The following is a 15,142-nucleotide window of genomic DNA, read 5'->3' as shown; positions in this document are numbered from 1 at the left end:
CCACGTTATAATAAGGGCTATACACCATTGGTTTTTGTTACCCACCTAAGCGTGACAAAGGGCAATGAACCTTTGCTAAACGCGTAATTGGGGAAGCACAATCAATTTAACCAACACTAAATTCAACCGCCTCGGTGTCGACGCACCTCTATTTTTACTCAGCGCCGGATTCATCATCTGCTTTTGCCTTTTTGCCCTGTTCGACCTCAAGACCCTATCGCAGTGGGTTGATGCCAGCTTTGCTTGGTCGGCTAGGTATTTTGGCTTGTACTGGCAATTGTTGTTATTAGCCACCTTTATCATTGCCATCGCCACTGCGATGTTGCCCGCAGCCAAACAGCGTATTGGCAACTTAGTCGCTCCGGAATTTTCGTTATTCCAATGGGGAGCCATGATTATGTGCACTCTGCTCGCGGGCGGTGGCGTATTTTGGGCTGCTGGAGAGCCCATGGCTCACTTTTTATCCATGCCGCCCCAGTTTGACCACGTCGCGGCGGCAACCCAAGAGGCGGTGCCCTACGCTTTGGCCCAATCATACTTGCATTGGGGCTTTCTGGCTTGGGCCATACTCGGCAGTTTAACCACCATTATGCTGATGCATTATCACTATGATAAAGGCTTGCCTTTAGCACCACGTACTTTGCTCTACCCGGTATTTAAAGAAAAAGCCCTGAGTGGGCCCATTGCCGTTATCGCCGATGCCGTGTGTATTGTGGCTGTAGTAGCCGGTACCGTGGGGCCAATCGGCTTTTTAGGCTTACAGGTAAGCTATGGCTTGAATGCGTTATTTGCCATTCCCGATACCACGCTCACCCAAGTAAGCGTGATAGGCGTGCTGACTTTTATTTTCGTGATGTCGGCCGTCTCTGGGGTTACCAAAGGCATTCAGATACTCAGTCGTTTGAACATGTTACTTGCGCTGGTGTTACTGGCATTTATATTAGTTGCGGGAGCCACCTCATTCATTTTCACGAGCTTTTTTAGCGGCCTTATCACCCATTTAAGCCACTTTTTTGATATGGCTTTATACCGGGGCGAGGCAGGACTATTTAATGATGCCGGCTGGCTTGGTTGGTGGACAGTGTTCTTTTGGGGTTGGTTTTTAGGATACGGCCCGATGATGGCCATTTTTATCGCGCGCATTAGTCGTGGCCGCTCTATTCGCGCCATTATTATTATGCTGTGTATCGTGGCTCCGCTTATTACCATGTTCTGGTTTACCATCGTCGGTGGCACCGGGTTAAGCCTCGAACTAGAACAAGCCGATACTATTTCCAAAGCGTTTGCTGGTTTTAACCTTCCCGCAGCATTAATTGCCATCACTCAGGCCTTGCCGCTAGGCGGGTTAGTGTCTTTACTGTTTTTAATTCTAACCCTGACCTTTGTCGCCACCACCGGGGATTCGATGACCTATGTATTATCGGTATCGACCTCTCGTTCAGAGCACCCCGCCGTGCCTATTCGAGTATTTTGGGGGATAGCTATGGGCTTGATGGGTAGTATTTTAATCATCATAGGCTCTGGCGGTATCGACAAACTGCAAGCGTTTATAGTGGTCACCGCCGTGCCGGTCTCTATTATCTTACTGCCCTCGCTGTGGGATGCGCCGCGTATTGTGTTTGCTCGGGCAAAAAATCCGCCCACCCATACGTGAGGGCCCGTTTAAGGTTGGGGTGTAGCAGCGAGGCGTGAGTGAGAGTTATCAACACGCCTGGCCGCAGGCCCAGCCGCAGCTCCACGCATATTGGAAATTATAGCCGCCGAGCCAGCCGGTGACGTCGGTAACTTCGCCGATAAAGTAAAGCCCTGGGCTTTGCTTTGCTTCGAAGGTTTTCGAGCTAAGCTCATCGGTGTCCACTCCGCCTAGGGTCACTTCGGCGGTGCGATAACCTTCGGTGCCATTGGGCTTAATCTGCCAGCGGTGAAGGTAGTTGCCTAACTCGTTTATCTGGCTGTGGCTTAACTGGTTTACATTACAATCAGCAATGGCATTCGTCTCGTGTAACATCTCCACAAATCGCTTCGGTAAGATGGTGGCCAAGGCATTTTTTAGCGACTTCTGCGGGTTATCTTGACGCTGCTGATCTAACCATTGCTCAACACTCAGATCGGGTAAAAGGTTAATAGTCACCGCTTGGCCGGCACGCCAAAACGAGCTTATTTGTAAAATAGCGGGGCCCGACAAACCGCGATGGGTAAAGAGTATATTTTCTCGAAACTGCGTGTTGCACTCACTGCTCACTTCACACTCCACACTAATCCCAGAGAGACCATCAAAGCGGTCTTTATCGTGCTGGTGCAACGTAAAAGGCACTAAGGCTGCCATAGTCGGTAACACCTTTAAGCCGAATTGTTCAGCAATTTTATAGCCTATTGGTGTCGCGCCTAGTTTCGGCATGGTTAGGCCGCCAGATGCTACGACCAGAGATTCACACGCATAAGTTTGCGTACTGGTGGTGACCACATAGCCCTGCTGCGCTTTTTCGACACTGATGACTTCACTGCGCAGCTGCACATGAACGCCCGCCCACTGACATTCGGTCATAAGGATATCGACAATATCTTGCGCACTGTTATCGCAAAATAACTGCCCTAAGGTTTTATGGTGATATGCCAGGCCATGGCGCTCGACTAGGTCGATAAAATCATGCTGAGTGTAGCGACTGAGACAGGATTTAACGAAGTGGGGATTATTGCATAAATAGTTATGAGGACTGGCATGCTCGTTGGTAAAGTTGCAACGCCCGCCGCCGCTGATAAGAATCTTACGTCCGGGCTTTTTGCCCATGTCGACGACCACCACATTGCGCCCACGATACCCTGCTTGTGCAGCGCACATAAGCCCCGTAGCGCCAGCGCCTATAACCAGTACATCGACTTGTTGCATCACTTAAACCCACATCAACATAAAGCGGCATTATAACAGCTGAATACAACTCAGCGACAGCAACTTTACCCACTTATACGGCTTGATATAACTTTTTGTACCAGTTTTATTTCAAAATATTATTTTAACAATATTCACAGTATCTTTACGATTGTCCCCTCATTTGATCCAGATCAAATGTAAAAATTCAACAAAAGGGATACCTTATGACAACCACAAAAACCCCTCGCTCATTGAGCGTCAAGAAAACCGTTTTAGCCTTGGCAATTCCAATGGCGCTAAGCACCACTTCAGCCTTAGCAAATGATCTTCAAGAAGTTTCTGTACCAGCCCAAGCAACCATGGCGCAAACACAAGCCAAACTGCAAGGCCAATCGTCCCTAGGTACTCAATTCATCATAAAATACAAAAATGTACCTGAATTCGGTGTTAACAGCCCTGCTACAGCGGCAAATGCCAATCTTCGTGCGCAAAAGTTTGTAAACAACTTTAAGAATAAAGGCCTAGCTCGCGCTCAATACGTGCGTGAAATGGCCATGCAAGACCACCACGTTATTCGTGCAGACAAAAAGTTAAGCGCCCAAGAAGCTCAGCAGTTTATGCAAAGCATGGCGTCGAGCGGTGAAATCGAATACATCGAAATTGACCAAATGCTACAACCATTTGCTACGCCGAGCGATCCGCGCTACAGCGATCAGTGGCATTACTTCGAGCAAACAGCTGGCATTAACTTGCCTAGTGCATGGGATAGCGCAACAGGCGCGGGTGTCACTGTGGCCGTGCTTGATACAGGTTATCGCCCGCATGCCGATTTAGCTGCTAACCTTCTTGCTGGTTATGACATGATCTCCGACACCTTTGTTGCTAACGATGGCGGCGGTCGTGACAATGATGCACGCGATCCAGGTGATGCAATCACCGCAAACGAATGTGGCTACACTCATGGCGCGCAAGGTTCTAGTTGGCACGGTACACACGTGGCAGGAACGGTTGCAGCCGTTGCCAATAATGGTGAAGGTGTAACGGGTGTTGCTTATGACGCCAATATCGTTCCGGTTCGTGTTCTTGGTAAATGTGGTGGTTTAACGTCTGATATTGCTGATGCAATCGTATGGGCGTCTGGTGGCAGTGTATCGGGTGTGCCTGCAAACGCGAACCCCGCTGATGTTATCAACATGAGCTTAGGTGGTTCAGGCTCGTGTAGCTCAACTACGCAAAATGCGATTAACCAAGCACGCGCTAACGGCACGGCCATTGTAGTGGCAGCTGGTAACGATAACGATAACTCTGCCAACTACAACCCAGGTAACTGTAACGGCGTTATCAACGTCGCTGCGGTAGGCCGTGACGGTGGTCGTGCATACTATTCAAACTACGGCAGCAACATCGATGTTGCTGCTCCTGGTGGTGCACAAAGCTTTGCAAACGACCCTGAAGGGATTCTTTCAACCCTAAACAGCGGTTCAACTTCACCGGGTAGCGACAACTACGCCTACTCTCAAGGTACTTCAATGGCTGCGCCGCATGTTGCCGGTGTTGCTGCCTTGATCAAAGAAGCAAAACCTGCTGCTACGCCAGACGAAATTGAAAATATTCTTAAAGCAACCACCAAGTCTTTTGGTGCAACGTGTAATAACTGCGGTACCGGTATCATCGATGCAGCAGCAGCGGTTGCCGAAGCAGGTGGCACCACGACACCACCACCAAGTGGCGATAATGAGCTTACTCCTGGCCAAGCAGAAACAGGCCTAAGTGGTGCGCAAGGTTCTGAAACCACCTTCACAATGACCGTTCCTTCAGGCGCGTCGAACGTGACCTTCACCACCAGCGGTGGCAGCGGTGACCTCGACATGTATGTGAAAGCAGGTAGCGCCCCAACAACTTCAAGCTATGACTGTCGTCCATACGAAAGTGGTAACAACGAAGTATGTAGCATTGATAACCCTGCAGCAGGCACTTACTACGTGATGCTACGTGGTTATAGCAGCTACAACAATGCCAGCCTACTAGGTGAGCTAACTACCTCAGGTGGCAGCACTGGCGAAGGTGGCGGCGGCAGCGTTACAGACATCTCTGCAAGCTCTGGCCAATGGAAACATTACACCCTAGAAGTACCTGCAGGTATGAGCACACTTGACATTGATATGTCGGGTGGCACAGGTGACGGTGACCTTTTCGTGCGCTTTGGCTCACAACCAACAAGCAGCAGCTACGATTGCCGTCCTTATAAATCAGGAAACAATGAAAGCTGTAGTTTCAGCAACCCACAAGCAGGTACTTGGCACATTAGCATTAATGCGTACCAGACCTTCTCTGGAGTTACGCTAAACGCACAGTACAACCCGTAAACAACCCTACGAAAACACCAAGGGCCGCAATTGCGGCCCTTTTTTATGCATTCTCGCGTGTTTTACAGATTCGCCAGAACCTGCTCTGCACTTGAAACGCCAAATTGTTTATCTTGCTCAACAAATAACTGCGTCACGACCCCATCATCAACCACCATGGCATAACGTTTCGAGCGTATGCCACCAAAACCAGCGGTGTCTTTGTCCAAGCCAATGGCTTTGGTGAAACTGGCATCACCATCAGCTAGCATGGTGATCCCCTGCGCACCTTGCTGCTCACCCCAGGCTTTCATGACAAAGGCATCATTCACCGATAAACAGATGATGCTGTCTACACCTTTGCTGCTAAACTGCGCTTGATGAGCAATAAAGCCAGGAAGGTGCTTTGCCGAGCAAGTGGGGGTAAACGCGCCAGGCAGAGCAAAAAGCACAACCTTTTTGCCAGCAAAAAGCTGCTCTGTGCTGGGGTGGGTCATTCCTTGCTTATCAAGGAGGGAAAAAGTGGCAGAAGGGAGCGCTTGGCCTTGGGCTATCATTATTTATTTCCTCTTTTAAACGGGGTTAAACCGATTGATTATCAAGCCCTAGGCTAGCACGAATACTTTGCATTTGTTGCTGCAGGCTCAGGTGAATATCTTTAACCCGGGTATCCGATGCGCTAATTTGCGTTTGCATATCTTGCATGGAGCGCTCGAATTCAATCAGCATATCACGCTGGCGATGCGCATAGTCGGTTGCTTGTGCCGCCACTTGGTTAGCATGCTCTGCGCTTTGAGAGATATCTTCGGCGTTACGCTTAAGTTCTTCGGCGTTGTCTGTTTGTGCTTGCGCTTGCGTTGCCAACTCGCCAATGTGTTGTGACACGCGCTGCGAATTAGCACTTAAACTATTGAGTTGGGCGTGAATATCGCCCAAAGAAGCTTGTGTTTGCTGCGCCAGTTTACGCACCTCATCGGCCACGACAGCAAACCCTCGGCCATGTTCACCAGCACGAGCCGACTCGATAGCAGCATTAAGCGCCAGCAAATTGGTTTGCTCGGCAATGGTATTGATCACATCCAACACCTTGGAGACATCTTCAACACCAGCGAGTAACTGATTAAGACTTTGCATGCCTTGCTCAATACGTTGCTCGGTGGTCGACGAAGCCGCTAGCATAGCATCGGCGAACCCTAAGCTTTGCGCCATGGTGGTCAGCGTATGCTGGGCGTTATCAGCCACTTGGCTGTTCACCTCATTGACATCATCACCAATACGTTGCACTTCACCGAGTAAGGTTTGACTGTGCGACGCATGTGCTGAGGTTTGCTCAGCGCCACTGCGAATATGCTGCAGGTTATCACTCATGTCACTCATAAATTCATTAATGACCCGCAGCATCTCTTGGCGCTCACGCACTTCATTGCGTTGGCGCTCAATAAGCTGGTTAAAGTAATCTGCAATTTCGCCTACTTCCGTTTCGCTATTTTTACTTACTATGGGATTAAGTTCGTTGCTTTCTATGAGTGTGGCGAAGCCGTCGCGCAATTGGCGCAGTGGGTTCAGCACTTGCGAGCGCTGCAACCAATATACCGCTGCAGCCAAAATAAATAACAAACCAATGGCAATGCCAAATACCACTAAAAGGCGTTGCTTGAGAACATTCTGAGCCGCGCGCAGCTGCTGTTCAGCATCAATAACTACATCAACGACACTGCTTACTTCTGTACGCAGTTGCATTATGCCCTGCTGGTGAATTTGACCTTGTTCAATGGTACTTTGCAAATCGCGCGGATAACGTTTTGGCCAGCTGCGGATCTCCGCTTTGATATCGCCGGCGAGGTCTTCAGGCTCAGCACCAAAGAACAGCTCGTCTTCATCTACTTCACTCATCACCCCGAGGTTTTCGGTATTTTCAATCTCTGCCGCTAAAGCATTCAGCTGTTTTACTGCTTGTTCAACCGCTACCTGCTTGTCGGCGCTATAACCTTGGTACAACGCTTGAGTTGCAAGGCTTAAGTCAAGTACGCCTTGGTAATAATCTCCCGCCAACTCAATGTACCTTGAGGCACTGCCGCGCTTATCTTGCGGTGCTTGTTGGGCATAATTAATTAACGAGGTTGCCGAGCCCGCCATTTGCCGAAGTGCGTTATCTAATAACGCGGTTTCATTTCCAGAGAGCTTACCCAGAGCGCGGTAATCGCCGTCAATGCCATCGAGCAGTACTTGCAAACGGGTATTGAGCTGGTGCTGCAATTGCGCCGACAGTGAGGGTAAGTATTGATTTTGAATAGTTTCGATACGCTGTTTGGCGTCTACCAGATTTTGCGCATCTCCAGTGCTTAAGTAGTCTTCGATATCACCCGATAAGCCGATGATAATGTCATTTTTAAGAGCGCCATAGTGGGTGTTTTGTTGCTCCAAAGAGACTAAGGTTTTAGATGCCCACCAAAGTACAGCAACAAGCACCAAACTGGCTGTTGAGAGCAACAGTGCTACCAAACGAGTAAAAGTAGAAACACGCATAAAAAACCCCACCAATGCTAGTGGGGATAGCGTATTACTTATTTATGACAGTTGTATTAAAAAACACATATAGGGGCATTGAAGGCGCCACCGACTTGGTTTATTTCATGGCCGCATTCACATACACATCAAAGCGGTTTTTCTTGGTTTTTATTTGTGTGCTAGGCGTTTTACCTTCTAAAAACGGGGCGTAGTCAGGGCGCTTTACCACAACCCGTTTTGTCGCTAATGAAAGAGCCGGTGCTAATAACGCATCCGCGTCTTGATCATCCCCCACTAAGGTTTGAAATACGCGCATCTCCTTTTTTACCAAAGCCGACTTTTCTCGGTGCGGGAACATAGGATCAAGGTACACGACATCAACAGGCTGCTCACTACTGACAATGGATAATAACTGCTGCGACGCGCCATGCTCTAAGCGCATACGCTCACTCATCCAAGGGCCAATTTCGCTATCCATGTAAGCCCGCTCTAGGCCATCGGCAAGTAATGCAGCAACCACAGGGTGACGTTCAAATAGAGTCACCGTGCATCCAAGCGATGCCAGCACAAAAGCGTCTCTTCCTAGCCCTGCGGTGGCATCAAGAACATGGGGAATTGCGCCTTTGTTTAGCCCCACTGCTTTGGCAATCGCTTGGCCTTTGCCGCCACCGAATTTACGACGGTGCGCAGCGCCGCCGCTGACGAAATCAACACGAATAGGCGCGAGTTTTGGCTCATCCCGTTTCACCAAAGATAAGCCGTGTTCATCGTACTGAAGATAAAAAGTGTCGTTGTCGTTATACTCTGCTAGTTGAAAACGTGTTGCTAGGGTATCAACATAGCCTTGTGCCTGCGGAATTCGGCAATAGATTTGCACAGCTCGCTCCAAGAAATCACCAAGGCACCCATAATAACAAAAGTTCGTTATTCGCAGGGACTAAATTCCCGCCTAAAACAGCTCAACATCCGTTTGACTGCTGCACTGTTGTTCTGAAGGGGGTTGGGCGAACTGCTCAATATAATGAATTAGCTCATTGCGAATACTTTGTAACTGCGCTCCTTGAGTGGCAACCAGGCGCAATAACTCTTTTTCACCATGGGCCTCAAGCTTGTTCATTAACTGGCTTTCAAACGCCATAAACGCTTCACCAAATAATGCTGCGCAGCGCAGCGCTTGGTCACTGTTTTCCATATCCTGTAACTTCGCGTTCGTGGCCTCTAATAAGTGTGGGAATAAATCTTTATAGCGCCCATACAATGCACTGTCATCAATGGGCATATTTTTTATTAATAATGACACTTTGGGGTAATTGATAATGGTGTTGTCGTCAAAATCAACGAAGCGCTCGCCGTGGCGCTGTTGCAACAGTAGCTCCTGCTCTAGCGGACACTCTGCGCCATGGTTAGCAAAGAACTGATGCTCATCCTCGTGCCAAAACGCCACCACGACGTCGAGCCGCATTGGCTCAAAAAAGGCCAAAAAGTTGCGCGATAAGCTCGCTAAGTCATGGGTAGCAAACGACTGACTGACAAAGCGCATAACACGTCCCATATCTCCCGAGTCGGTCATGGCCATTTCAGCGGTACTTTGAGCGCGATTAACTTCGTGTTCTAACTCCTTAGAGCGCTGTTTGTATTGGTACAAGACATCAATACGCGCTGCCAGCTCGTCACTGGCAAAAGGTTTAATGATGTAGTCATCAGCACCGGCATTATAACCGCGAATGCGTTCTTCTAAATCTGCACGACCGGATAAAAATAGTATGGGAATGCCTTGCGTAAGCTCATTATTTTTAAGTTCTTTACATACCGCATAACCATCCATTTTGGGCATTTCAACATCAAGCAAAATGATATCAGGCTGGTGCTTTTGCGCTTGACGTATGCCTTGTTCGCCGTTTTTTGCGTGGATCACCTGAGCAACCCCAGATAACGCTTCTTCCACTAGATGGTGAATCACTTTGTCATCGTCGATGGTCAGCACTATTTTCGCCATTGGCCACTCGCATACTTAGAAAAGTTACTATTAGCATAGTATGAGTGACTGATTTTGCGAGAGAAAGTGAGAGTTTTATAGGGGAGGAAAAGCAAACAGCGCCCGCAGGCGCTGTCAGTTGTATGGCTTAAGCCGCGATGCCACTGTGCCTAAGCAATGCGTCAACGGTTGGCGCACGGCCACGAAAACGCTCAAACAGCACCGCTGGCTCTTCAGAGCCGCCTTTTTCCAAGATATTGGTTAAAAAGGCACGGCCGGTATCGCTATTAAAAATGCCCTCTTCTTCAAATTTAGAAAAGGCATCGGCCGAGAGCACTTCTGCCCACTTATAAGAATAGTAACCCGCGCTGTAACCGCCGGCAAAAATATGCGCAAAACCATGCTGGAAACGGTTGAAACTCGGCGGCTGAATAACGGCCACCTGCTGGCGCACCTTATCGAGTATGATTTGAATTTCACTGCCCGCAGTGGGGTTGTAATCGGCGTGAATATGAAAATCAAATAACGAAAACTCGAGCTGGCGAACCATCTGCATAGCGGATTGGTAGTTCTTTGCCGCGAGTAGTTTTGATAGCAGCTCTTGCGGTAAGGGCTCGCCACTTTCATAGTGGCCAGAGATAAAGGCAAGTGCCTCTTTCTCATAGCACCAGTTTTCTAAGAACTGGCTTGGTAATTCCACCGCATCCCAAGCCACGCCGTTTATACCGGCAACGGCAGCGGCATCCACTTGAGTCAACATATGGTGCAGACCATGGCCAAACTCATGGAACAAGGTGACCACTTCATCATGGGTAAACAGTGCCGGCTTATCCCCTATTGGGCGATTAAAGTTACACACTAAATAGGCGACTGGGGTTTGCAATTGCCCACCCAAGCGTACTTTTCGGCCCATGCAGTCGTCCATCCAAGCGCCACCACGCTTGTGCTCACGGGCATACAAATCAAGGTAAAAACGCCCGCGCAGCGTGTTATTGCCATCATAAATGGCGAAGAAACGCACATCGTCATGATATGTATCGATATCTTGCTGCTCTTCAACACGCACACCAAACAGTTGCTCAACTGTTTTAAATAGACCACTAAGGACTTTATCTTCAGGGAAGTATGGGCGTAATTGTTCGTCGCTGATGGCGTACTTTTCTTGCTTTAGCTTTTCACTGTAGTAGGCATAGTCCCACGCTTCGAGCTGATCAATATCGTGTTTTTCTTTGGCATAGGCACACAGCTCCTCTAGCTCTTTTTGCGCTTGTGGTCTCGACTTTTCCGCCAAGTCATTTAAGAAGCCAAACACTTGCTCAGTGGAGTCTGCCATTTTAGTGGCTAACGACATTTGCGCATAGTTTTCAAAACCCAATAACTGCGCCAATTCATGACGCAGTGCCAATTCCTCATCCATGATAGCGCTGTTGTCGTATTCACCGGCATTAGGGCCCTGATCGGACGCACGAGTAACGAACGCGGTGTAGGCCTCTTGGCGAAGTTCACGGTTATCGGCGTGGGTCATAATTGGCAAGTAAGAAGGAATATCTAATGTAAACAACCACCCTTCTAACTCTTTGCTCTGCGCTGTTTGCGCCGCCAAAGCCTTTGCTGATTCAGGTAAGCCCGCGAGCTCTTGCTCATCGGTAATATGTTTTTGCCATGCCAGTGTGGCATCCATCACATTATTACCAAACTTAGCGGCAAGCTCACTTAAGCGGCTGGATATTTCGCCATAGCGCTTTTTATCACTGGCATTCAACGCGATGCCAGAGAGCTTAAAATCTCGTAAGGCATTATCAATGACTTTTTGTTGTGCCCTTGACAGCTGCGCGTATTCATCGCTTTGCGCTAAAGCAGTGTATGCATCAAACAACCCTTGGTGCTGACCCACATAGGTGCTGTATTCACTTAATTTAGGTAATACTTGGTCATACACCTCACGCAGAGCTTGAGAGTTTACCACCGAGTGCATATGAGACACGGGCGAGAACAGTCGGCTTAGCTTGTCATCCGCTTCCTCCAGCGGCATCACTAACCCTTGCCAAGTAAAGTCTTTGCCAGCAAGCACTTGTTCAATGGTTTTCTTGCACTGCTCAATACCGTGCTCCACGGCTGGCACCACATGCTCGGGTTTGATCTTTGAAAATGGCGGTAAGCCCTCGAGGCCAATCAACGGGTTGGTCATAGTAATCTCTCATTATTCATTTAATACCTACATTCTTGGGGCGATGATGGAAAATGCAAGTGCAGATCCACCGCCTTATTTCTGCTAAGGTATGGCAATATAGTGATGACAACATCAGTTCATAGGAATAAAGAAATTATGGCTCAACATTTTGATTATATTTGTATTGGCGGTGGTAGTGGCGGCATTGGCTCGGCAAATAGAGCGGCCATGCGTGGTGCTAACGTCGCGTTAATTGAGGCGACTCACTTAGGTGGCACTTGTGTGAATGTAGGATGCGTGCCTAAAAAAGCGATGTGGCATGGTGCCCAAGTTGCAGAAGCAATTAAGCTATACGCCCCAGATTATGGTTTTGATGTTGAACTAAAGAGTTTCAGTTGGAGTAAGCTGGTAGAAAGCCGTGAGGCCTATATTGGCCGTATTCACCAAGGCTACAACAAGTACTTAGCCAGCAACGGGGTAACCGTGATTAATGGTTTTGCTAAGTTTGTTGATAGCAATACCGTAGAGGTGAATGGCGAGCACTACAGTGCCGATCATATCCTCATTGCCGTGGGCGGACGCCCTATTATTCCAAATATTCCTGGTGCTGAGTATGGCATTGATTCGAACGGCTTCTTTGAACTCACCGAGCAGCCCAAACGCGTTGCGGTTGTGGGTGCTGGTTACATTGCCGTAGAAATTGCCGGTGTACTGCATGCCCTAGGCACAGAAACGCACCTATTTGTGCGCCGTCATGCGCCGCTGCGCAATTTCGACAACATGCTGGTAGAGACGTTGGTGGAGGTCATGGAAAAAGAAGGGCCAACCCTACATACCGAATGCTCACCTAAAGAGGTGGTGAAAGAAAGCGATGGCAGCCTCACCATTCACTTTGAAAATGGCCACAGTCAAAATGTCGATGAAGTGATTTGGGCCATTGGCCGCACGCCTACCACCGATGCTATTAACGTTGCTGCTGCGGGTGTAGAGGTGAACGAAAGTGGTTATGTGAAGGTCGATGAGTACCAAAATACCACTGCCAAAAACGTTTATGCCGTTGGCGACATTATCGAAAATGGCATTGAACTCACACCGGTTGCAGTTAAAGCAGGCCGCTTACTCTCTGAGCGCCTTTTCAACCCAGAAATGCCCAATGCGAAAATGGATTATGACCTGGTTCCGACCGTGGTATTTAGCCACCCACCTATCGGTACTATTGGTCTCACCGAGCAAGAGGCCATCAACCAATATGGCGAAGAAAATATCAAAGTGTACAGCTCTACATTTGCAGCAATGTATACCGCCGTCACCCAACACCGCCAACCATGCGCAATGAAATTAGTATGCGCTGGCAGTGACGAAAAAGTGGTCGGCTTGCATGGTATTGGCTTCACCGTTGATGAGATGATCCAAGGTTTTGCGGTAGCAATGAAAATGGGCGCGACCAAAGCCGATTTTGATGCTGTGGTTGCTATTCACCCCACCGGCTCAGAAGAGTTTGTTACTATGCGCTAACACGCTGAGTCACTGATAACCTCTGGCAGGCTGCTCAAAGCAGCCTGCTGCCTTGTTTATTACCCTTAACTAAGTTCAATCGCTCCTGCGATATATAGCGACCAACCTCTCACCCTTTAGTAGCAAAAGTACTTATCAAGCTACTCCAATTTTTGTTCTATCTACTACCAATAAAACACTTGTCGCTTGTTATTTGTTTGCACAAGCTGTCGTGCTAGTCTGAGTAAAAACTCTAAGGATTTACTCATGCCAGATAAACAACAGTTTTTAGAACGCTTTCCGCACGCCTGTGAAATTAAAGTGGCCTGGGGTGATATGGATGCGCTACAGCACGTCAATAACAGTATGTATTTTAAGTACTTTGAGATAGCGCGTATTGATTTCTTTGCGCAAGCGGGGCTGTTTGATCGCCTCGAGGCAGAGAAGATAGGCCCCGTACTGGCTGACAACTATTGTAAATACAAGCGCCCGGTTACCTTCCCCGACACCTTACTCATTGGAGTCAGCGTTAGCGAGATTGCCGAAGCGGGCTTTATGACTCACTACACGGTGTTTTCTTGTGCCCAGAAAGCCATTGTTACCGAGGGTCAAGCTCGAGTGGTGATGTTCGATTTCAAGACATCGCAAAAAGCACCATTGAGTGATACCTTACGTACATTCCTGCATGCGAATGAAAAAGGATAACTCAATGCACTATACAAAACTTGGTCACAGTGGTTTAAACGTATCGCGAGTGTGCCTAGGGAGTATGACGTGGGGTAGGCAAAACACTCAGCAAGATGCCGATGAGCAACTCAACTACGCACTGGCTCAAGGCGTTAACTTTATTGATACTGCAGAGATGTATGCAGTTCCCCCGACGCCGGAAACCTATGGTAAAACCGAGGCCATTATTGGTGATTGGCTAAGCCGCCATAGCGACAAGCGTAAGGATGTGGTTATTGCGACCAAAGTGGCCGGGAATGGCCTAGCTTGGGTCCGTGACGGTGGTGACATCACCAAAGAGTCAGTCATCAGTGCCGTTGATGGTTCGTTGCAACGTTTACAGAGCGACCATATCGATCTGTATCAAATTCATTGGCCTAACCGCACCTCGCCACATTTTGGTAAACAGTGGCCAGGCATGGTGGATTTGCAGCAAATAGATAAAAGTTCGCAGCGGGCGCAAATGCACGCTATTTTAGAGGGTTTAGATGCGTGTGTTCGTGCCGGTAAAATTCGCCACTGCGGGCTTTCAAATGAAACGCCTTGGGGCTTAAATCAGTACCTTGATTTAGCGAAACAGTATTCGCTTCCGGCCATGGTATCGATGCAAAATGAGTTCAGTTTAGTGCATGCCAAAGATTGGCCTTATCTGCTTGAGCAGTGTCACCATGAGGACATCGCTTATTTGCCTTGGTCACCTTTAGCGGGCGGCATGCTCAGTGGTAAATACTTAGGAGGAGCCCGGCCACAAGGCTCACGTTGGACCATTGCCCAGCGTAACGGCTTGTTCCGCGATACTCACCTTGCGCAAGAAGCCGTTGCTAAATATCAGGCTATCGCGAAAGAGCACAATATGACGGCGGCACAACTGGCCCTGGCGTGGTGTAACCAAGTGCAAGGGGTTACCTCCACAATCATTGGTGCAACCACTGTGGCGCAACTTGAGGAAAACATTGCTGCATTTGATATCCAGCTTGAGGACGAAGCACTGGCGCAAATCGACTCAGTGTTAAAAGCCTATCCCGCTCCCTTTTAATGTGGAAGTAGCCTGTAAT

The 15,142-nt window shown here is 48.6% G+C and carries 11 protein-coding genes; 5 read left to right on the top strand and 6 right to left on the bottom strand.

Translation table 11 applies throughout. The annotated features are described in order from the left end of the window. Nucleotides 1-100: 100 nt before the first annotated feature. Nucleotides 101-1,654: a BCCT family transporter gene (locus FIU82_RS02800; RefSeq protein WP_152440284.1), complete on the top strand. Its 1,554-nt coding sequence runs from the start codon at nucleotides 101-103 to the stop codon at nucleotides 1,652-1,654. A gap of 48 nt (nucleotides 1,655-1,702) precedes the next feature. Here the strand turns inward: FIU82_RS02800 and FIU82_RS02795 are convergent, their stop codons facing one another. Then, on the bottom strand, nucleotides 1,703-2,887 hold the full coding sequence (locus FIU82_RS02795; protein ID WP_152440283.1) for an NAD(P)/FAD-dependent oxidoreductase: 1,185 nt from the start codon (nucleotides 2,885-2,887) through the stop codon (nucleotides 1,703-1,705). A 206-nt stretch (nucleotides 2,888-3,093) separates the two neighbouring features. Between FIU82_RS02795 and FIU82_RS02790 the strand changes: the two genes are divergently transcribed. After that, nucleotides 3,094-5,235 carry a S8 family peptidase gene (locus FIU82_RS02790; RefSeq protein ID WP_152440282.1) on the top strand — a complete coding sequence of 714 codons (2,142 nt, stop codon included), beginning with the start codon at nucleotides 3,094-3,096 and terminating at the stop codon, nucleotides 5,233-5,235. 62 nt (nucleotides 5,236-5,297) lie between these two features. Here FIU82_RS02790 and FIU82_RS02785 read toward each other — a convergent pair whose 3' ends face one another. The 5 genes from FIU82_RS02785 to prlC all read right to left on the bottom strand — a co-directional run bounded on the left by FIU82_RS02785 (nucleotide 5,298) and on the right by prlC (nucleotide 11,885). Next, a complete protein-coding gene (locus FIU82_RS02785; protein WP_152440281.1) occupies nucleotides 5,298-5,771 on the bottom strand; it encodes a peroxiredoxin in 474 nt (157 codons plus the stop codon). A gap of 25 nt (nucleotides 5,772-5,796) precedes the next feature. After that, nucleotides 5,797-7,740: a methyl-accepting chemotaxis protein gene (locus FIU82_RS02780; protein WP_152440280.1), complete on the bottom strand. Its 1,944-nt coding sequence runs from the start codon at nucleotides 7,738-7,740 to the stop codon at nucleotides 5,797-5,799. 100 nt (nucleotides 7,741-7,840) lie between these two features. Next, nucleotides 7,841-8,599 carry a class I SAM-dependent methyltransferase gene (locus tag FIU82_RS02775; RefSeq protein WP_152440279.1) on the bottom strand — a complete coding sequence of 253 codons (759 nt, stop codon included), beginning with the start codon at nucleotides 8,597-8,599 and terminating at the stop codon, nucleotides 7,841-7,843. A gap of 72 nt (nucleotides 8,600-8,671) precedes the next feature. Further along, nucleotides 8,672-9,718 carry a PleD family two-component system response regulator gene (locus tag FIU82_RS02770; protein WP_045979654.1) on the bottom strand — a complete coding sequence of 349 codons (1,047 nt, stop codon included), beginning with the start codon at nucleotides 9,716-9,718 and terminating at the stop codon, nucleotides 8,672-8,674. Nucleotides 9,719-9,845: 127 nt separating this feature from the next. After that, complete coding sequence (gene prlC / locus FIU82_RS02765; protein WP_152440278.1) at nucleotides 9,846-11,885, bottom strand: oligopeptidase A; 2,040 nt, start codon at nucleotides 11,883-11,885, stop codon at nucleotides 9,846-9,848. 138 nt (nucleotides 11,886-12,023) lie between these two features. Here prlC and gorA point away from each other — a divergent pair, with 138 nt between their 5' ends. The 3 genes from gorA (at nucleotide 12,024) to FIU82_RS02750 (ending at nucleotide 15,123) form a co-directional block, all read left to right on the top strand. Continuing rightward, nucleotides 12,024-13,382 (top strand): glutathione-disulfide reductase, encoded by a 1,359-nt coding sequence (gene gorA, locus FIU82_RS02760; protein ID WP_152440277.1) that lies wholly within the window; start codon nucleotides 12,024-12,026, stop codon nucleotides 13,380-13,382. A gap of 246 nt (nucleotides 13,383-13,628) precedes the next feature. Further along, nucleotides 13,629-14,066, top strand: coding sequence for a thioesterase family protein (locus FIU82_RS02755; RefSeq protein ID WP_152440276.1), 438 nt, complete (start codon nucleotides 13,629-13,631; stop codon nucleotides 14,064-14,066). Nucleotides 14,067-14,070: 4 nt separating this feature from the next. Next, on the top strand, nucleotides 14,071-15,123 hold the full coding sequence (locus FIU82_RS02750; protein WP_152440275.1) for an aldo/keto reductase: 1,053 nt from the start codon (nucleotides 14,071-14,073) through the stop codon (nucleotides 15,121-15,123). The last annotated feature ends 19 nt before the right edge of the window (nucleotides 15,124-15,142 follow it).

Origin of the sequence: Pseudoalteromonas sp. THAF3, from assembly GCF_009363775.1 — a bacterium.
Lineage (GTDB): Bacteria > Pseudomonadota > Gammaproteobacteria > Enterobacterales > Alteromonadaceae > Pseudoalteromonas > Pseudoalteromonas ruthenica.
This window is presented reverse-complemented; position numbering and strand designations above follow the sequence as displayed.